The organism is Roseateles sp. L2-2, from assembly GCF_050613215.1.
Lineage (GTDB): Bacteria > Pseudomonadota > Gammaproteobacteria > Burkholderiales > Burkholderiaceae_C > Roseateles > Roseateles noduli.
In genome coordinates, this window is the sequence record NZ_CP192509.1 from 5,161,814 (window position 1) to 5,175,915 (window position 14,102).

12 protein-coding genes are annotated in these 14,102 nt (G+C 69.4%); 7 read left to right on the forward strand and 5 right to left on the reverse strand.

Annotated elements, in window-relative coordinates; all coding sequences use genetic code 11:
• Nucleotides 1–9: 9 nt before the first annotated feature.
• Nucleotides 10–939: a dienelactone hydrolase family protein gene (locus ACQZ13_RS23040; protein ID WP_431048234.1), complete on the reverse strand. Its 930-nt coding sequence runs from the start codon at nt 937–939 to the stop codon at nt 10–12.
• Nucleotides 940–1,077: 138 nt separating this feature from the next.
• On the opposite strand from ACQZ13_RS23040, the gene ACQZ13_RS23045 reads away from it, so the two are divergent.
• Nucleotides 1,078–2,592 (forward strand): exopolyphosphatase, encoded by a 1,515-nt coding sequence (locus ACQZ13_RS23045; protein WP_431048235.1) that lies wholly within the window; start codon nt 1,078–1,080, stop codon nt 2,590–2,592.
• Between the two features lie 15 nt (nt 2,593–2,607).
• Here ACQZ13_RS23045 and ppk1 read toward each other — a convergent pair whose 3' ends face one another.
• Both ppk1 and ACQZ13_RS23055 read right to left on the reverse strand, forming a co-directional pair.
• The gene (gene ppk1 / locus ACQZ13_RS23050; protein ID WP_431048236.1) at nt 2,608–4,668 is read right to left on the reverse strand and encodes a polyphosphate kinase 1; all 2,061 of its coding nucleotides are present in this window, start codon (nt 4,666–4,668) and stop codon (nt 2,608–2,610) included.
• 134 nt (nt 4,669–4,802) lie between these two features.
• Nucleotides 4,803–5,681: a UDP-2,3-diacylglucosamine diphosphatase gene (locus ACQZ13_RS23055; protein ID WP_431048237.1), complete on the reverse strand. Its 879-nt coding sequence runs from the start codon at nt 5,679–5,681 to the stop codon at nt 4,803–4,805.
• Between the two features lie 63 nt (nt 5,682–5,744).
• Here ACQZ13_RS23055 and ACQZ13_RS23060 point away from each other — a divergent pair, with 63 nt between their 5' ends.
• Together ACQZ13_RS23060 and recJ are read left to right on the forward strand one after the other, a co-directional pair.
• Nucleotides 5,745–6,677, forward strand: coding sequence for a hypothetical protein (locus ACQZ13_RS23060; protein WP_431048238.1), 933 nt, complete (start codon nt 5,745–5,747; stop codon nt 6,675–6,677).
• Complete coding sequence (gene recJ / locus ACQZ13_RS23065) at nt 6,674–8,422, forward strand: single-stranded-DNA-specific exonuclease RecJ (protein WP_431048239.1); 1,749 nt, start codon at nt 6,674–6,676, stop codon at nt 8,420–8,422. The genes ACQZ13_RS23060 and recJ overlap by 4 nt, the downstream gene beginning before the upstream one ends.
• A 13-nt stretch (nt 8,423–8,435) precedes the next feature.
• Here recJ and trxC read toward each other — a convergent pair whose 3' ends face one another.
• Complete coding sequence (gene trxC / locus ACQZ13_RS23070) at nt 8,436–8,894, reverse strand: thioredoxin TrxC (RefSeq protein WP_088408746.1); 459 nt, start codon at nt 8,892–8,894, stop codon at nt 8,436–8,438.
• Between the two features lie 111 nt (nt 8,895–9,005).
• Entirely contained in the window at nt 9,006–9,689 is a 684-nt protein-coding gene (locus tag ACQZ13_RS23075; protein ID WP_431048240.1) for a hypothetical protein, read from the reverse strand.
• A 151-nt stretch (nt 9,690–9,840) separates the two neighbouring features.
• Between ACQZ13_RS23075 and ACQZ13_RS23080 the strand changes: the two genes are divergently transcribed.
• From ACQZ13_RS23080 to ACQZ13_RS23095, 4 genes are all read left to right on the forward strand, one after another.
• Nucleotides 9,841–10,302 carry a host attachment protein gene (locus ACQZ13_RS23080; protein WP_431048241.1) on the forward strand — a complete coding sequence of 154 codons (462 nt, stop codon included), beginning with the start codon at nt 9,841–9,843 and terminating at the stop codon, nt 10,300–10,302.
• Between the two features lie 114 nt (nt 10,303–10,416).
• Nucleotides 10,417–12,255 (forward strand): bifunctional diguanylate cyclase/phosphodiesterase, encoded by a 1,839-nt coding sequence (locus ACQZ13_RS23085; RefSeq protein WP_431048242.1) that lies wholly within the window; start codon nt 10,417–10,419, stop codon nt 12,253–12,255.
• Nucleotides 12,256–12,356: 101 nt separating this feature from the next.
• A complete protein-coding gene (locus ACQZ13_RS23090) occupies nt 12,357–13,226 on the forward strand; it encodes a 3',5'-nucleoside bisphosphate phosphatase (protein ID WP_431053364.1) in 870 nt (289 codons plus the stop codon).
• Nucleotides 13,227–13,346: 120 nt separating this feature from the next.
• Nucleotides 13,347–13,997 (forward strand): L-threonylcarbamoyladenylate synthase, encoded by a 651-nt coding sequence (locus ACQZ13_RS23095; RefSeq protein ID WP_431048243.1) that lies wholly within the window; start codon nt 13,347–13,349, stop codon nt 13,995–13,997.
• Nucleotides 13,998–14,102 lie beyond the last annotated feature (105 nt).

The following is a 14,102-nucleotide window of genomic DNA, read 5'->3' on the forward strand; positions in this document are numbered from 1 at the left end:
TTGAAGGCGTCAAACCCCGTGTTGCTTGAACCAGGCCTGGCAGCGGGCCCAACCATCCTTGGCAGGCTCAGGCTTGTAGCTGGGGCGGTAATCGGCGTGGAAGGCATGGCCGGTGTCGGGGTAGACGACGAACTCGCTCGCCTTGGCGGCGGCACTGCCCTGCTTGAGCGCTTCCTGCATCGCGGCGACCGTGGACACGGGAATGCCGTTGTCCTGGGCGCCGTACAGGCCCAGCACCGGGGCGTTCAGTTGACCGACGACGTCGATCGGATGCTTCGGGGTCATCGCGTTGGTCTGGCCCTGCAGGCGGCCGTACCAGGCCACCCCAGCCTTCACCGCCTTGCTGTGCGCGGTGTACAGCCACACGATGCGACCGCCCCAGCAGAAGCCGGTGATCGCCAGCTTGGAGGTGTCGCCGCCCTGCTGCTTCGCCCAGGCGACGGCCGCGTCCAGGTCGTTCATGACCTGCGCATCGGGCGTGCGCTGGATGATCTCGCTCTGCAGCTTGGCGATGTCCGAATACACGGTCGCATTGCCCTGGCGCGCGAAGAGGTCGGGGGCGATGGCCAGATAGCCGAGCTTCGCGAAGCGGCGCGCGACGTCGGCAATGTGCTCGTGCACGCCGAAGATCTCGCTGATCACCAGCACGACGTGCGCATTCTTCTTGCCCGCAGGCTGTGCGACGTACGCCGGCATCTTGAAGTCGCCGACGGGGATGGACACCGGCCCCGCGTCCAGACCCTGCGTGTCGGTGGTGATCGTCTGCGCGGAGACCGGCAGCACGGCGGCGGCGAAGCCGCTGCCCACCGCGGTGCCGACGAAGGCGCGCCGGCTGAAGGCGCGGCCCGGGGCGAGGCTGTCGATGTCTTCGCGAATCGCGTCGACCAGTTCAGGGGACACGCCGGCGGCGCCTTCGTCGCGGGAATCGGAATTCGTCATCTGCGGCTCCTCGGTTGGGATGCGGGGTGGACGGAACGCCGGATGCTAGCGCGGGTGCCGTGCGACAGCGTGATGACGCGCGAGATGAAAGCACTTCGTTCCCGGGGGCGACCCCAAACACCGCGACAATCGCGCGCTATGACGCAAGCGCAAGCCCCCCTGATCCTGGCCGCCATCGACATGGGCTCCAACAGCTTCCGTCTGGAAATCGCCCAGTTGCAGCACGGGCAGTACCGCCGTCTGGACTACCTGAAGGAAACGGTCCGTCTGGGCGCCGGGCTGGATGCGATGAGCATGCTGACCGAGGAAGCCACCGAACGCGGCCTGGCCTGTCTGCGCCGTTTCGCCGAACGCCTGTCGGGCCTGCCCGGCCGCCAGGTGCGCGCGGTGGCCACGCAGACGCTGCGCGAGGCGCGCAACCGCAACGCCTTCCTCGCACGCGCGCAGGAGGTGCTGGGCCATCCGATCGAGGTGATCTCCGGCCGTGAAGAGGCCCGTCTGATCTATGCCGGCGTGGCCCGCCTGCAGACGGCCGAAGATCCTCGTCTGGTGATCGACATCGGCGGCCGCTCCACCGAGATGATCCTGGGCCGCGGCCCGCAGCCGGTGAGCACCGAATCCTTCCAGATCGGCAGCGTCAGCCTGTCGATGCGTTTCTTCCCCGACGGCCGCTTCACGCCCGAGGCCTTCCGCGCGGCGCAGGTCGCCGCCGGCGCCGAGCTGGAGGAAGCCATCACCCAGTTCTCCCGCCAGTCGGCGCAGCCGCGCTGGAAGCAGGCGCTGGGCTCGTCGGGCACGGTCGGCGCCGTGTCGCAGATCCTGGCCGCCAGCGGCGTGAGCCCGGACGGCTCCATCACGCTCGACGGCCTGCGCTGGTGCATCGAGCAGTGCCTGCTCGCGGGCCGCGTCGACGCGCTCAAGCTCGCCGGCCTGAAGGAGGACCGCCGCGCGGTCGTGGGCGGCGGGCTGTGCATCCTCTACACGCTGCTCACGCACTTCGACATCGACCGCCTGTACCCCGCGAAGGGCGCCCTCCGTCAGGGCGTCATCTTCGACCTGGCGGAGCGCCTCGATCCCCGCCTGCTCGCCGCCGGTCGCGACATGCGCGAGCAATCGGTCTCAGAACTGCAGCGCCGCTTCGCCGTGGACCGCGACCAGGCCGTCCGCGTCCAGTCGCTCGCCCAGCGCCTGCACGCGCAGCTGTCGCCCAAGGCCGAGGAAGAACACCGCCGCGAGCTCTCCTGGGCCGCCGCCCTGCACGAGATCGGCATGATGGTGTCGCACCACGATCACCATCGCCACAGCGCCTACCTGCTGTCGCACGTCGACGCCCCGGGCTTCTCGCAGAACCAGCTGCGCCGGCTCGGCGACCTCGCGCTCGGTCAGCGCGGCGGGCTGCGCAAGCTGGAAGAACAGCTGCAGGAAGAGCCCATGATCTGGCAGCTGCTGGCGCTCCGCCTCGCAGCGATCAAATGCCACGCGCGCAGCAACGTCGATCCGGCCGACATCAAGATCCGCCGCGATGGGATGGACGTGACCATCGAGATGCGCAAAGGTTGGGCGGACTCGCATCCGCGCGCGCACTTCCTGCTCCGCGAAGAGCTGGACGCCTGGGCCAAGATCGGGAAGGTCCAGCTGGCGCTGGACGCCTGAGGACTTCGGAGAGCGTCAGAGCTCTTCGCGGTACAGGCGCATCAGCGCCTGCTGGGCGCAGACGCCGTTCGGGTTGTCTTCGGTGCCGATGCGCTGCGAGGTGCCGTCCGGCCCGAGTTGCCACGCGTCCAGGCTGTCGTACAGGTAGGGCGTCAGGCCCTCGTCGATCACACGCTGACGCAGCTTCGCATCGGTGATCGGCCACGCGACCTCGATGCGTCTGAGCATGTTGCGCGCCATCCAGTCGGCGCTCGACAGGTAGAGCGCCTCCTGCTCGTCCTTGCCCCAGCGGAAGTAGAAGATCCGCGAGTGCTCCAGGAAACGCCCCACCACCGAGCGCACCAGGATGTTGTCCGTCTCGCCCGGCAGACCCGGCGGCAACATGCAGGCGCCGCGCACGATCAGGTCGATCTTCGCGCCGGCCTTGCCCGCACGGATCAGGCCGTTGATCAGCTCGGCATCGGTCAACGCATTGATCTTCAGCACCACGCGCGCGGTCTCGCCGCGCTTGGCCGCTTCCTCGACCTGCGTCAGCAGCTCGCACATCGTGCGGTGCAGGTTGAACGGCGCCAGCAGCAGCTTCTTCGGGGCCTTGAACTTTGACAGCGACGCCAGCTGGCTGAACACCAGGTCCATGTCCGCGGTGATCTCGGAGTCCGCCGTCAGGTAGCCCAGATCGGTGTAGAACCGCGCCGTCTTCGGGTTGTAGTTGCCGGTCGAGAGATGGCCGTAGCGGCGCAGCTTGCCGCCCTCGCGGCGCGTGATCAGCATCAGCTTCGCGTGCGTCTTCAGGCCGACGATGCCGTACACCACCTGCGCGCCGACGGCCTCCAGCCGCTCCGCCCAGTTGATGTTGGCTTCCTCGTCGAAACGCGCCTTCAGCTCGACCACCGCCAGCACTTCCTTGCCGCGGCGCGCCGCCTCGATCAGCAGGTCCGCCAGCACCGACTGGCTGCCGGTCCGGTAGATCGTCTGCTTGATCGCGAGCACGTCCGGATCCTCGACCGCCTCGCGCAGCAGTTGCACCACCGGATCGAAGCTCTCGAACGGGTGATGCAGCATCACGTCGCCCTTGGTCCGCAGCTTGTCGAAGATGGACTTGCCGCGCGGCAGCCGGCCCTTGGGCCAGCTCGGCTCGTAGGGCTGGAAGCGCAGGTCGTCGGCGTCGGTCTGATCGATCAGCTCGTTCAGGCGCACCAGGTTGACCGGACCGTTGACGCGGTACAGCGCCGCCTCCGGCAGGTCGAACTGCTCCAGCAGGAAGCGCGACAGCTCCTCGGGGCAGGTGTTGACCACTTCCAGACGCACCGCGCGCCCGAAGTGACGCGTCGTCAGGCCCGAACGCAGCGCATGGCGCAGGTTGGCGATCTCTTCCTCATCGACCTCCAGGTCCGAATCGCGCGTGACGCGGAACTGCGAGAAGGCCTCGACGTGCCGGCCCGGGAACAGCTCCTCCAGATGCGCGCGGATGACGCTGGTCAGCAGCACGAAGCTCTGCTTGCCGCCGCTGATCATGCTCGGCACCTTGATCACGCGCGGCAGCACGCGCGGCACCTTGACGATGGCGATGCGGTTGTCGCGGCCCAGCGCGTCCTTGCCGGACAGCCGCGCGATGAAGTGCAGCGCCTTGTTGCCGACCTGCGGGAAGGGATGCGCCGGGTCCAGGCCGACCGGGACCAGCAGCGGACGCACTTCGCGCTCGAAGAACTTGGCGACCCACGCGCGCATCTCGTCGGTGCGGTCGGCGTGGTTCAGGATCTGGATGTTGTGCTCGCGCAGCGCGGGCATGACCTGGTCGTTGAAGATCGCGTACTGCTCGTCGATCAGGTCGTGGGCGGCGCGGCCGACGCGCTCGACGTCGCGCGGCGTCACCAGTCCGCTGCCGTCGCGCTGGACGTCCAGCATGTCGGCGAAGCGCACCTCGAAGAACTCGTCGAGGTTGCTGGACACGATGCAGATGTAGCGCAGCCGCTCCAGCAGCGGCACGTCGACGCGCTGGGCCTGGGCCAGGACGCGCCGGTTGAACTCAAGGATGGCGTTTTCGCGGTTGAGCAGCGGGACGTCGGGCAGAGTCATGAACTCATTCTATGAAGCTGGTGTGACAGCCCCATGACCCTCTTTCGGGCGGGTGTCGCCCGGTTTCCGGGTGGGCGCTCGCCCGTGCCGGACTGGCGTTGCCCCGCTTCAGCCGATCAGGCCGACAGGGTGGATCACGCCGGCTGCCGCATCGCCGCGGCCAGCGCCTCGGCCGTGCCCTGCTCGGCGAGCAGGCGCTGGCGTTCGGCCCAGTCCAGGATCTCGAGGTGGCCGTCCGGATGCTCGACCAGGGCGGTGAGGCTCTCCACCCAGTCGCCGTCGTTGGCGTAGGTGATGCCGTCGATGTCGCGCAGTTCGGCGTGGTGGATGTGGCCGCAGACGACGCCCTGCACGCCGCGCTTGCGCGCCTCGCGGGCGAGCGCCTGCTCGAACTCGCCGATGAACGAGACCGCGCGCTTGACCTTGAGCTTGAGGTACTTGCTCAGGCTCCAGTACGGCAGGCCCATCCGGGCCCGCAGCGAGTTGAGGTGGCGGTTCAGCTTGAGGGTGAACTCGTAGAGCGTGTCGCCCAGATGGGCCAACCACTTGGCGTGCTGGATGACGCCGTCGAAGAGGTCGCCGTGGGTGACCCAGAACTTGCGGCCGTCGGCGGTCTCATGGATCCACTCGTGCGCGACCTCGATGCCGCCGAAGCTGTGCTGCAGGTACTTGCGGGCGAATTCGTCGTGGTTGCCCGGCACGTAGATGACGCGCGTGCCCTTGCGCGCCTTGCGCAGCAGCTTCTGGACGACGTCGTTGTGCTCCTGCGGCCAGTACCAGCTGCGGCGCAGTTGCCAGCCGTCGACGATGTCGCCGACGAGAAAGAGCTGCTCGCACTCGACCTCCCGGAGGAAGTCGAGCAGCGCCCGCGCCTGACAGCCCGGCGTGCCCAGATGCAGATCGGAGATCCACACCGTACGCACTCGGATCGAGCCCCCGTCGTCCGCCTCGGCCGGATCGGCCTTCGGCGGTTCGTTCGACAGAGCGGCGGCCATGAAGGTGTCGGTCAGCATGGCCCCACAGGTTGCCGACCCTGGATGAAAGCTTGATGACCGGACCGCCGATAATCCCCCGCCATGCACCTGATGATCCCCTTCGCCGGTTCGCTGGACCCTCATTTCGAGGCCGCCCTGCGCGAGCTGGAGCTGCCCAACCTGAGCCGCCTGCTCGGGCTGCTGGCGCCGGTGGAGGACGTCGGCGATGCCGACGAGACCTCCCCCCTGCCCCCCCACGACCACTTCCTGGCGCGCCGCCGCGGCGTCGCCGACGACCATCCGCCGGTCGCCGCCTGGCGCGTGCGCGCCGCCGGACAGGACCCCGCCGGCGCCGCCTGGGCGCTGCTGACGCCGGCCCACTTCGCCATCGGCACCGAGGGAGTCACCGCGCTCGGTCCCGAGACGCTGGGCCTGGACGACGCCGAGTCGCGCGCCTTTCTCGATGCGCTGACGACCGCGCTGTTCCCCGCCGCCGAAGGCTGGCGGACCGCCTGGCTGGCGAGCGGCGAATGGGCGATCGCACACGACGAACTCGACGGCCTGGAAGCGGCCAGCGCGGATCGCGTGCTCAACCGCGGCGTCGAGACCTGGTACCCGCGCGCCCGCCGCCTGCGCACGCTGCTCAACGAGGCGCAGATGCTGCTGCACGACCACCCGCTCAACCAGGCGCGCGAACAGCGCGGCCTGCGTCCGCTGAACGCCGTCTGGATAGGCGGCGGCGCGCGCGAGCGCGGCGACGCGCTGCCGGCCGACCTGATCGTCGACGACCGCTTGCGCACGCCGATGCTGACCGGCGACCTCTACGCGTGGAGCGAGGGCTGGAAAGCGCTGGACCAGGGCCCGATCGCGCAGGCGCTGACCGCGGCGCGCTCGGGCGAACCGGTCTCGCTGACGCTGAGCGGCGAGCGCCTGGCCCGCACCTGGAGACGGCAGCCGGCCGGCGCCTGGCAGCGGCTGAAGGACAAGTTCGCGTCGACAAGCGCGTCCGTCGCCACCGCCGTGGAGCCCCTGTGAGCAGCCCCCGCCTCCTGACCCGCGACGTCCCGCCGGACTCCGCCCACGCGCTGCAGGAAGCCGGCTTCTCGCCGCTGCTGTCGCGCCTCTTCGCGGCCCGCGGCGTGCTGTCGCGCGACGAGCTCGATCCCGACCTGAAGCACCTGCTGCCGCCCGAAGGGCCGCTGGGCATGCTCGGCATCGACAAGGCGGCGGTGCTGCTGGCCGACGCGATCACCGCGGGCGATCGCATCTGCATCGTCGCGGACTACGACTGCGACGGCGCGACGGCCTGCGCGGTGATGCTGCGCGGACTGGCGCTGCTGGGCGCGAAGCCGGGCACGGTCAGCTACGTGGTGCCCGACCGCGCAGTGCACGGCTATGGGCTGACGCCCACCATCGTCGAGCTGGCGCTGAAGCACGAACCGACGCTGCTGGTCACCGTCGACAACGGCATCGCCAGCCACGCCGGCGTGGCCTTCGCGCGCGCACTCGGCCTGAAGGTCCTGGTCACCGACCATCACCTCCCCGCGGTCACCGCCGACGGCCAGCCGACGGTCCCCGACGCCGATGCGCTGGTGAATCCCAACCAGCCGGGCTGCCCCTTCCCCGGCAAGAGCCTCGCGGGTGTCGGCGTGGCGTTCTACGTGCTGACGGTGCTGCGCGTCGAACTGCGCCGGCGCGGCGCTTTCGGTGAGGACGCGCCGCCTCGGCTGGACGGGCTCCTCGACCTCGTGGCGCTGGGCACCGTCGCCGACGTGGTGAGACTCGACGCCAACAACCGCCGCCTCGTGGCGCAGGGCCTGCGCCGGATGCGCGCCGGCCGGATGCAGCCGGGCGTGCAGGCGCTCTTCACCGCGGCGAGCCGCGACTCGTCGCGCGCCAACAGCTTCGACCTCGGTTTCGCCTTGGGACCGCGCATCAACGCGGCCGGTCGCCTCGACGACATGACGCTGGGCATCACCTGCCTGACGACGGACGATTCCGAGCAGGCGCTGGCGCTCGCACGCGAGCTCGACCGCATCAACCGCGAGCGTCGCGAGATCGAAGCCGGCATGCAGGAGCAGGCGCTCGCGCTGCTCGAACGCCTGATGACGGACCCGCGCCTGAACGGCGCGCCGCCGCCCGCGCTGGCGCTGTTCGACGCCGACTTCCATGAAGGCGTGGTCGGCATCGTGGCCTCGCGGATCAAGGACAGACTGCATCGCCCGGTCTTCGTCTTCGCCGAGGGCGCGGACGGCCAGCTCAAGGGCTCGGGCCGCTCGATTCCCGGGTTCCACCTACGCGATGCGCTCGACCTGGTGTCCAAGCGTCATCCCGAGCTGCTGAAGAAGTTCGGCGGCCACGCGATGGCGGCGGGCTGCACGCTGGGGCCCGGCGGTGTCGACGCCTTCCGCGCCGCGTTCGAGGACGTCGCCCGCGAGTGGCTGGACGAGGCCTCGCTCACCCGCACGCTGCGCACCGACGGTCCGCTGCCGCCGGAGGCCTTCTGCGCCGAGACGGTCCAGGAACTGGAAGCGCAGGTCTGGGGTCAGGCCTTCGAGGCGCCGCTCTTCTGCGACCGCGTGCAGGTCGTGAACCAGCGCATCGTCGGCGAGCGCCACCTCAAGCTGCGCCTGCGCCAGGGCGCCTGGATCCGTGACGCCATCTGGTTCGGCCACACCGAACAGCTGCCCGAGCAGGTCACGCTGGCCTACCGGCTCAGCCTGGACGAGTTCCAGGGTCAGCAGCGCGTGCAGATGGTCGTGGAAGCGATGGCGGAGTAGATCGCCGGGGCGCTCAGCCGAGCAGTTGCTGGCGCACCCATTCCACGATCGCCTGGGCCGGCATCGCGCCGGACTCGCGGGCGATCTCCTGCCCGTCGAGGAACAGCAGCATCGTGGGAATGCTGCGGATGCCGTAGCGCGCGCTCTGCTGAGGCGCGGCTTCGGTGTCGAGCTTGACGAAGCGCACCTCGGGCAGCATCGCGGCGGCCTTCTCGAACTGCGGCGTCATCATCCGGCAGGGGCCGCACCACTCGGCCCAGCAATCGACGACGACCGGCAGTTCGGTGCCGGCGATGAACTTGTCGAACACCTCCGGCGTGAGGTCCACGGCCTGCGCCTGCATCAGCGGCGTGCTGCAGCGGCCGCAGTCCGGCGATTCGCTCAAGCGCTCGCGCGGCACGCGGTTCTTCGCGCCGCAGGAGGGGCAGACGATGTGGAGGCTGACGGCGGCTGTGGAGGGGTCGGTGTCCATGGGCTTGCTCACTCGCGGAAAGGCTCGCGCCCGAGACGCGCAGGTGGGGCCGTCGGGCAAACCGCATGCCGGACGGTCCGCCCGCCTGGCCGCCCACAGCGTGCCCCTCGGTCAACGCATGACCGGCACGTAGATGGGGTCCATGCGCGTCTGGGTCGTTCCGCCGAAATTGTCGATCTTCGTGCCTGGCTGGATCGCGGAGCTGAATGGCGTGTCGGCCATGCCGGGATAGCGCTTGCGGAAGGCGACTTCATCGCGCTCGAACTTCTCCGTCAGCGTGACCCGTCCGCCGGAGATCAGGTTCATGAACTGCCGGTCCGCCACGAAGTGGTAGTTGCCCAGGTACACGGCCTTGCCGGGTTCGAGGTCGATCACGACGTCGTTGATGATCCCCGTCGAGCGGACGTGGACGGCGCCCACGTCGATGGCCCATTCCTCCAGCACATAGCGCCCCGCCGGCATCTCGACGGCGAACAGCGAACCGCGGGACTTGAAGTCGGGGTCGATCCGGTTCAGCTCGCGGATCTCGAACGGATTGATGATCATCGACTTGCCGTGGGCGATCTTGGTCGAGGGGCCGTTGCCCTCGACCGGCCGCATGGTGAAGCCATAGCTGCCCATCGGGCCCGTGTAGGTGATGGACCCCACGAGCACGCCCTTGCCCGACTCCACCTTGGGCGCATAGGTCGGCGCGACGTTGCTGGCCGCACAGCCGGTCAGCAGGGCCGTGGCGACCGGCAGTGCGAGCGCTGCGAGCCGTCCCAGCGCGCGGCGTCGATCGTTCTTGTTCGTCATGTTCCTCCCGATTTCCCGTTGCCTGTTCTTTGAACGGGGAGTGGACCATGACCGGGAAGACCCTTTCCACCGGTATTTCCCCAGCGACGCCGGTGATGGGTACGGCGATTGCCGCCCTGGTCTCGACGAGAACTCAATCGAAGGAATCAAGATGACCGCATACAAGGACGATGGGAAGCTGTGGGTGCTGGTGGCCGACGAAGGCGTGGCGCGTCTGCTGAAGCTGCCGGAGGAAGGCGGCGACCTGGAGGACGTCACGACGCTGAGCGACGCCGCCGCCCATGCGAACAACGCCGACCTGCGCCGCGACGCGGAGGGCCGTCGCGGCAACAGCGTGACTTCGTCGGCCAGCGTCGACGCGTCGCATCAGGAAGCGATCAGCTTCGCGGCGCGCGTGGCCAAGACGCTGGACGACGGCTACAACAACGGCGAGGTCACGCAACTGCGCATCGTCGCCGCGCCGCGTTTCCTGGGCCTGCTGCGCAAGGCGCTGAGCCCGCAAATCGCCAAGCTGGTCATCGACGAGACCAACGTCGACGTCGTCCACGAAAGCCTGGGCGCGCTCACGACCCGCCTGTTCCCGGAGCGGGACTTCAGCAAGCAGAAGCCGTGAAGCGCGCCAGACTTCACACCTGACCCCTGCTGTAACAGTTTGTCAAAGCTATGACATAGAGGCCACCCAGAATGGGGACACCACACGGCGCACCGTCCGTCGTGGTGTCTCCCCATGCCGACCACCCATCTGCTACCGCCCGACCCGCTGAGCATCGCCCTGTCCGCCATCATTCGCGACGGCGCGCTGGACATCCACTTCCAGCCCCTGGTCGAGGTCGAGCGCGCGCACATCCTGGGCTACGAAGCGCTGACGCGCGGGCCGGCGGATACGCCGCTGCATTCGCCGCTGGTGCTGTTCGAGACCGCCGCGCGGCTGGGCCGGCTCGTGGAGCTGGAACGGATCGTCGTGCGCCGCGCGCTGCGCCGATTCAAGGAGCTCAACCTCCCCGGCCAGCTCTTCCTGAACCTCACCGCCGATACGCTGCTGGCCACCAGCGACCGCGGCGCGCTGATCGCGCGCGAGTTCGCGCAGCTCGACCTCCCCGCCTCGCGCGTGGTCATCGAGCTCACCGAGACGCGTCCCATCCTCGAACCCGAACGGCTGCAGGACAGCATGCGCAGCCTGCGCGAACTGGGCTTCGTCGTCGCGCTGGACGACCTCGGCGAAGGCTTCGCCAGCCTCAAGCGCTGGATGGACATCCGCCCGGACTTCGTCAAGATCGACCGCCACTTCATCGACGGCATCGCGCAGGAACCGCTCAAGCAGCAGTTCGTGCGCTCCATCCTCGAGATGGCCGCCAGCTCCGGCTGCACCGTGGTCGCCGAAGGCCTGGAGCAACTGAGCGACCTGACCGTGCTGCGCCGGCTGGGCGTGCCGGTCTGCCAGGGTTACCTGCTCGCCCGCCCGAGCGCCGCCCCGCGCGCCGCGCTGCGGGCCGAGGTGGACGCGCTGCTCGCGCCCGAGCACCGCCGCCGCAACGCCGACTGGATGCGGCTGCCGCCCGACGCGATCACCACCGCCGCGCAACTGGCCCGCCGCAGCCACACCGTCACGCCCAAGCTCAACTGCCAGACCGTCGCCGACATGTTCCAGCGCGACGAACAGCTGTTCTCGATGCCGGTGCTGGACGATTCGAACCGGCCCATCGGCATCCTGCGTTCGCTGCAGGTGCTCAAGCGCAGCGCCGAGCGCTACTTCATGGACATCCACGAGAAGCGCTCCTGCACCGCGCTGATGGATCCCCAGCCGCTGATCTTCGACGCGAGCACCTCGCTGCGTGAGATGAGCGACGCGATCTCCAGCCTGGACGACCGGCTGATGGTCGACGGCTTCATCGTCACCCGCAACGGCGAGTACTTCGGCACCGGCCGCAGCACCGACCTGCTCAAGGCCGTGTCCGACCTGCAGGTCCACAGCGCCCGCTACGCCAACCCGCTGACGCTGATGCCCGGCAACGTGCCCACCGACCAGCACCTGGACGCGCTGCTGCACGAGGCGCGCGAGTTCGTCGTCGTCGCCTGGGACATCGACCACTTCAAGCCTTTCAACGACGTCTACGGCTACGCCGCCGGCGACGACATCATCAAGCTCTGCGCGCAGATCCTGCAGGACGCGGCCGACCCGGCGGTGGACTTCGTCGGCCACATCGGCGGCGACGACTTCGTGATGGTGCTGGGCTCGCCGGACTGGACCGCCCGCGTCACCCGCGTGTGCCGCGAGTTCGACCGCCAGATCCGCCCCTTCTTCTCCGCCGAACACCAGGCGCTGGGCGGCTATGTGACGCTGAACCGGCAGAACCAGGAATCCTTCAATCCGCTGCCGACCTTGAGCGCCGGCGTGATCCAGGTGCAGCCCGGCGCCTTCGAGAGCGTGCGCGCCCTGTCCGCCGCGCTGGCCGAGCCCAAGCACGTCGCCAAGTGCGGCACCGGCCCCAGCCGCTACTTCGTCGACCGCCGTCGATCCGGTGCTGGCGTCACGGACATGGCGCCGCTCCTAGAATCGGTGGGGTGAACACCCCTCTCGCCGTTCCACCGGCCCTGCCGGACTCCTCCGCCCCCACCGACACGCCGCCGGCTCGCGCCGCCGCGTCCGACGGCATCAGCCGGATCGCGCTGCACGCGCAGACGAACGCGGACCTGCACTGCCACTCGACCGTCTCCGACGGCACGCTGGCGCCCGAGGCCCTGGCCGCGCGCGCCAAGGCCAACGGCGTCGAGCTCTGGGCGCTGACGGACCACGACGAGGTCGGCGGCCAGACGCGCGCGATGGCGGCGGCGAAGGCGGCGGGGCTGCCCTACCTGACCGGGGTCGAGATCTCCGTGACCTTCGCCGGCAAGGTGGTGCACATCGTCGGCCTGGGCTTCGACCACGAGGACCCACGCATCGTCGCCGGCCTGCGCGCCACGCGCGGCGGTCGCGGCGCGCGGGCGAAGGAGATGTCCGACGATCTGGCCAAGGCCGGCATTCCCGGCGCCTACGAAGGCGCGCTCAAGTTCGCCGGCAATCCGGAGCTGATCTCCCGCACCCACTTCGCGCGCTTCCTGGTCGAGACCGGCCACTGCTCGGACGTGCCCGAGGTCTTCCGCCGCTTCCTCACCGAAGGCAAGCCGGGCTACGTGCCGCACCGCTGGGCGGCGCTGCGCGATGCGGTGGGCTGGATCGTCGATGCCGGCGGGCTGGCCGTCATCGCGCATCCGGGCCGCTACGGCTTCACGCCGACCGAGGAATACGCGCTCATCACCGAGTTCATCGCCCACGGCGGGCGCGGCATCGAGGTCGTCACCGGCAGCCACACCAGCGGCGACATGGTCCAGTACACCGACACGGCGCTGGAATTCGACCTGCTCGCGTCGCGCGGCTCGGACTTCCACAGCCCGGAGGAAAGCCGCGTGGACGTCGGCAAACTCGAGCAACACCTCTCCGGCCGGTTGAAACCGGTGTGGGGCGCGCTCGGACACCGCATCCACTGGCCGGACCGATAGGCGCACGCCGCCGCGAACGACCGTCCGCCACGCAGCGGGCGGCAACTCTCTCGGGAACCCTCCGCCGGCGCAGACCGGCTCACTGATCGGCTCGCACGCCGATTGCCACAGGTGAGGACCATGGCCCAGATCTTCGAAGTCCATCCCGACAACCCGCAGGCCCGTTTCCTGCGCCAGGCGGCGCAGATCCTGAGCCAGGGCGGCATCGGCGCGATCCCGACCGACTCCAGCTACGCGCTGGTCTGCCAGCTCGACGACAAGGCCGCCGCCGAAGCCCTGCGCCGCATCCGCGGCGTCGACGACAAGCACCACATGACCCTGCTGTGCCGCGACCTCAGCGAGCTCGGCAGCTACGCACGCGTCGACAACAAGCAGTACCGGATGATCAAGACGGCCACGCCGGGGCCGTTCACCTTCATCCTGGAAGCGACCAAGGAAGTGCCGCGGCGCCTGTCGCACCCGTCGCGCCGCACCATCGGCCTGCGCGTGCCGGACCACCGCGTCACGCAGGACCTGCTGGCGCTGATCGGCGGTCCGCTGCTGGCCACCACGCTGATCCCGCCCGGCGAGCACGAGCCGATCAACGACCCCGAAGAGATCACCGCCCGCTACGACAAGCTGATCCAGCTGATCATCGACGCCGGCGCCTGCCCGATGAAGCCGACCACGGTCGTCGACCTCACCGCGGAACCGCCGGTGCTCGTGCGGCGCGGCTGCGGCGATCCGGCCTGTCTGGGCCTGGAACTCGAAGAGGCGCAAGCCGACGAGTGACTGGAGCCCGGCATCGCGAGCGGGATCGACGCCCGTCGCCCATTCGAGGCCCCATGCAAAACGCCGGCACGAAGCCGGCGTTTTCATGAAGAGGCCTCAGGCCTC

What these genes read in the sequence shown, in the direction of transcription:
- ACQZ13_RS23040 (WP_431048234.1), bottom strand. Translation starts at nt 939, where the DNA reads ATGACGAATTCCGATTCCCGCGACGAAGGCGCCGCCGGCGTGTCCCCT.
- ACQZ13_RS23045 (WP_431048235.1), top strand. Translation starts at nt 1,078, where the DNA reads ATGACGCAAGCGCAAGCCCCCCTGATCCTGGCCGCCATCGACATGGGC.
- ppk1 (WP_431048236.1), bottom strand. Translation starts at nt 4,668, where the DNA reads ATGACTCTGCCCGACGTCCCGCTGCTCAACCGCGAAAACGCCATCCTT.
- ACQZ13_RS23055 (WP_431048237.1), bottom strand. Translation starts at nt 5,681, where the DNA reads ATGCTGACCGACACCTTCATGGCCGCCGCTCTGTCGAACGAACCGCCG.
- ACQZ13_RS23060 (WP_431048238.1), top strand. Translation starts at nt 5,745, where the DNA reads ATGCACCTGATGATCCCCTTCGCCGGTTCGCTGGACCCTCATTTCGAG.
- trxC (WP_088408746.1), bottom strand. Translation starts at nt 8,894, where the DNA reads ATGGACACCGACCCCTCCACAGCCGCCGTCAGCCTCCACATCGTCTGC.
- ACQZ13_RS23075 (WP_431048240.1), bottom strand. Translation starts at nt 9,689, where the DNA reads ATGACGAACAAGAACGATCGACGCCGCGCGCTGGGACGGCTCGCAGCG.
- ACQZ13_RS23080 (WP_431048241.1), top strand. Translation starts at nt 9,841, where the DNA reads ATGACCGCATACAAGGACGATGGGAAGCTGTGGGTGCTGGTGGCCGAC.
- ACQZ13_RS23085 (WP_431048242.1), top strand. Translation starts at nt 10,417, where the DNA reads ATGCCGACCACCCATCTGCTACCGCCCGACCCGCTGAGCATCGCCCTG.
- ACQZ13_RS23095 (WP_431048243.1), top strand. Translation starts at nt 13,347, where the DNA reads ATGGCCCAGATCTTCGAAGTCCATCCCGACAACCCGCAGGCCCGTTTC.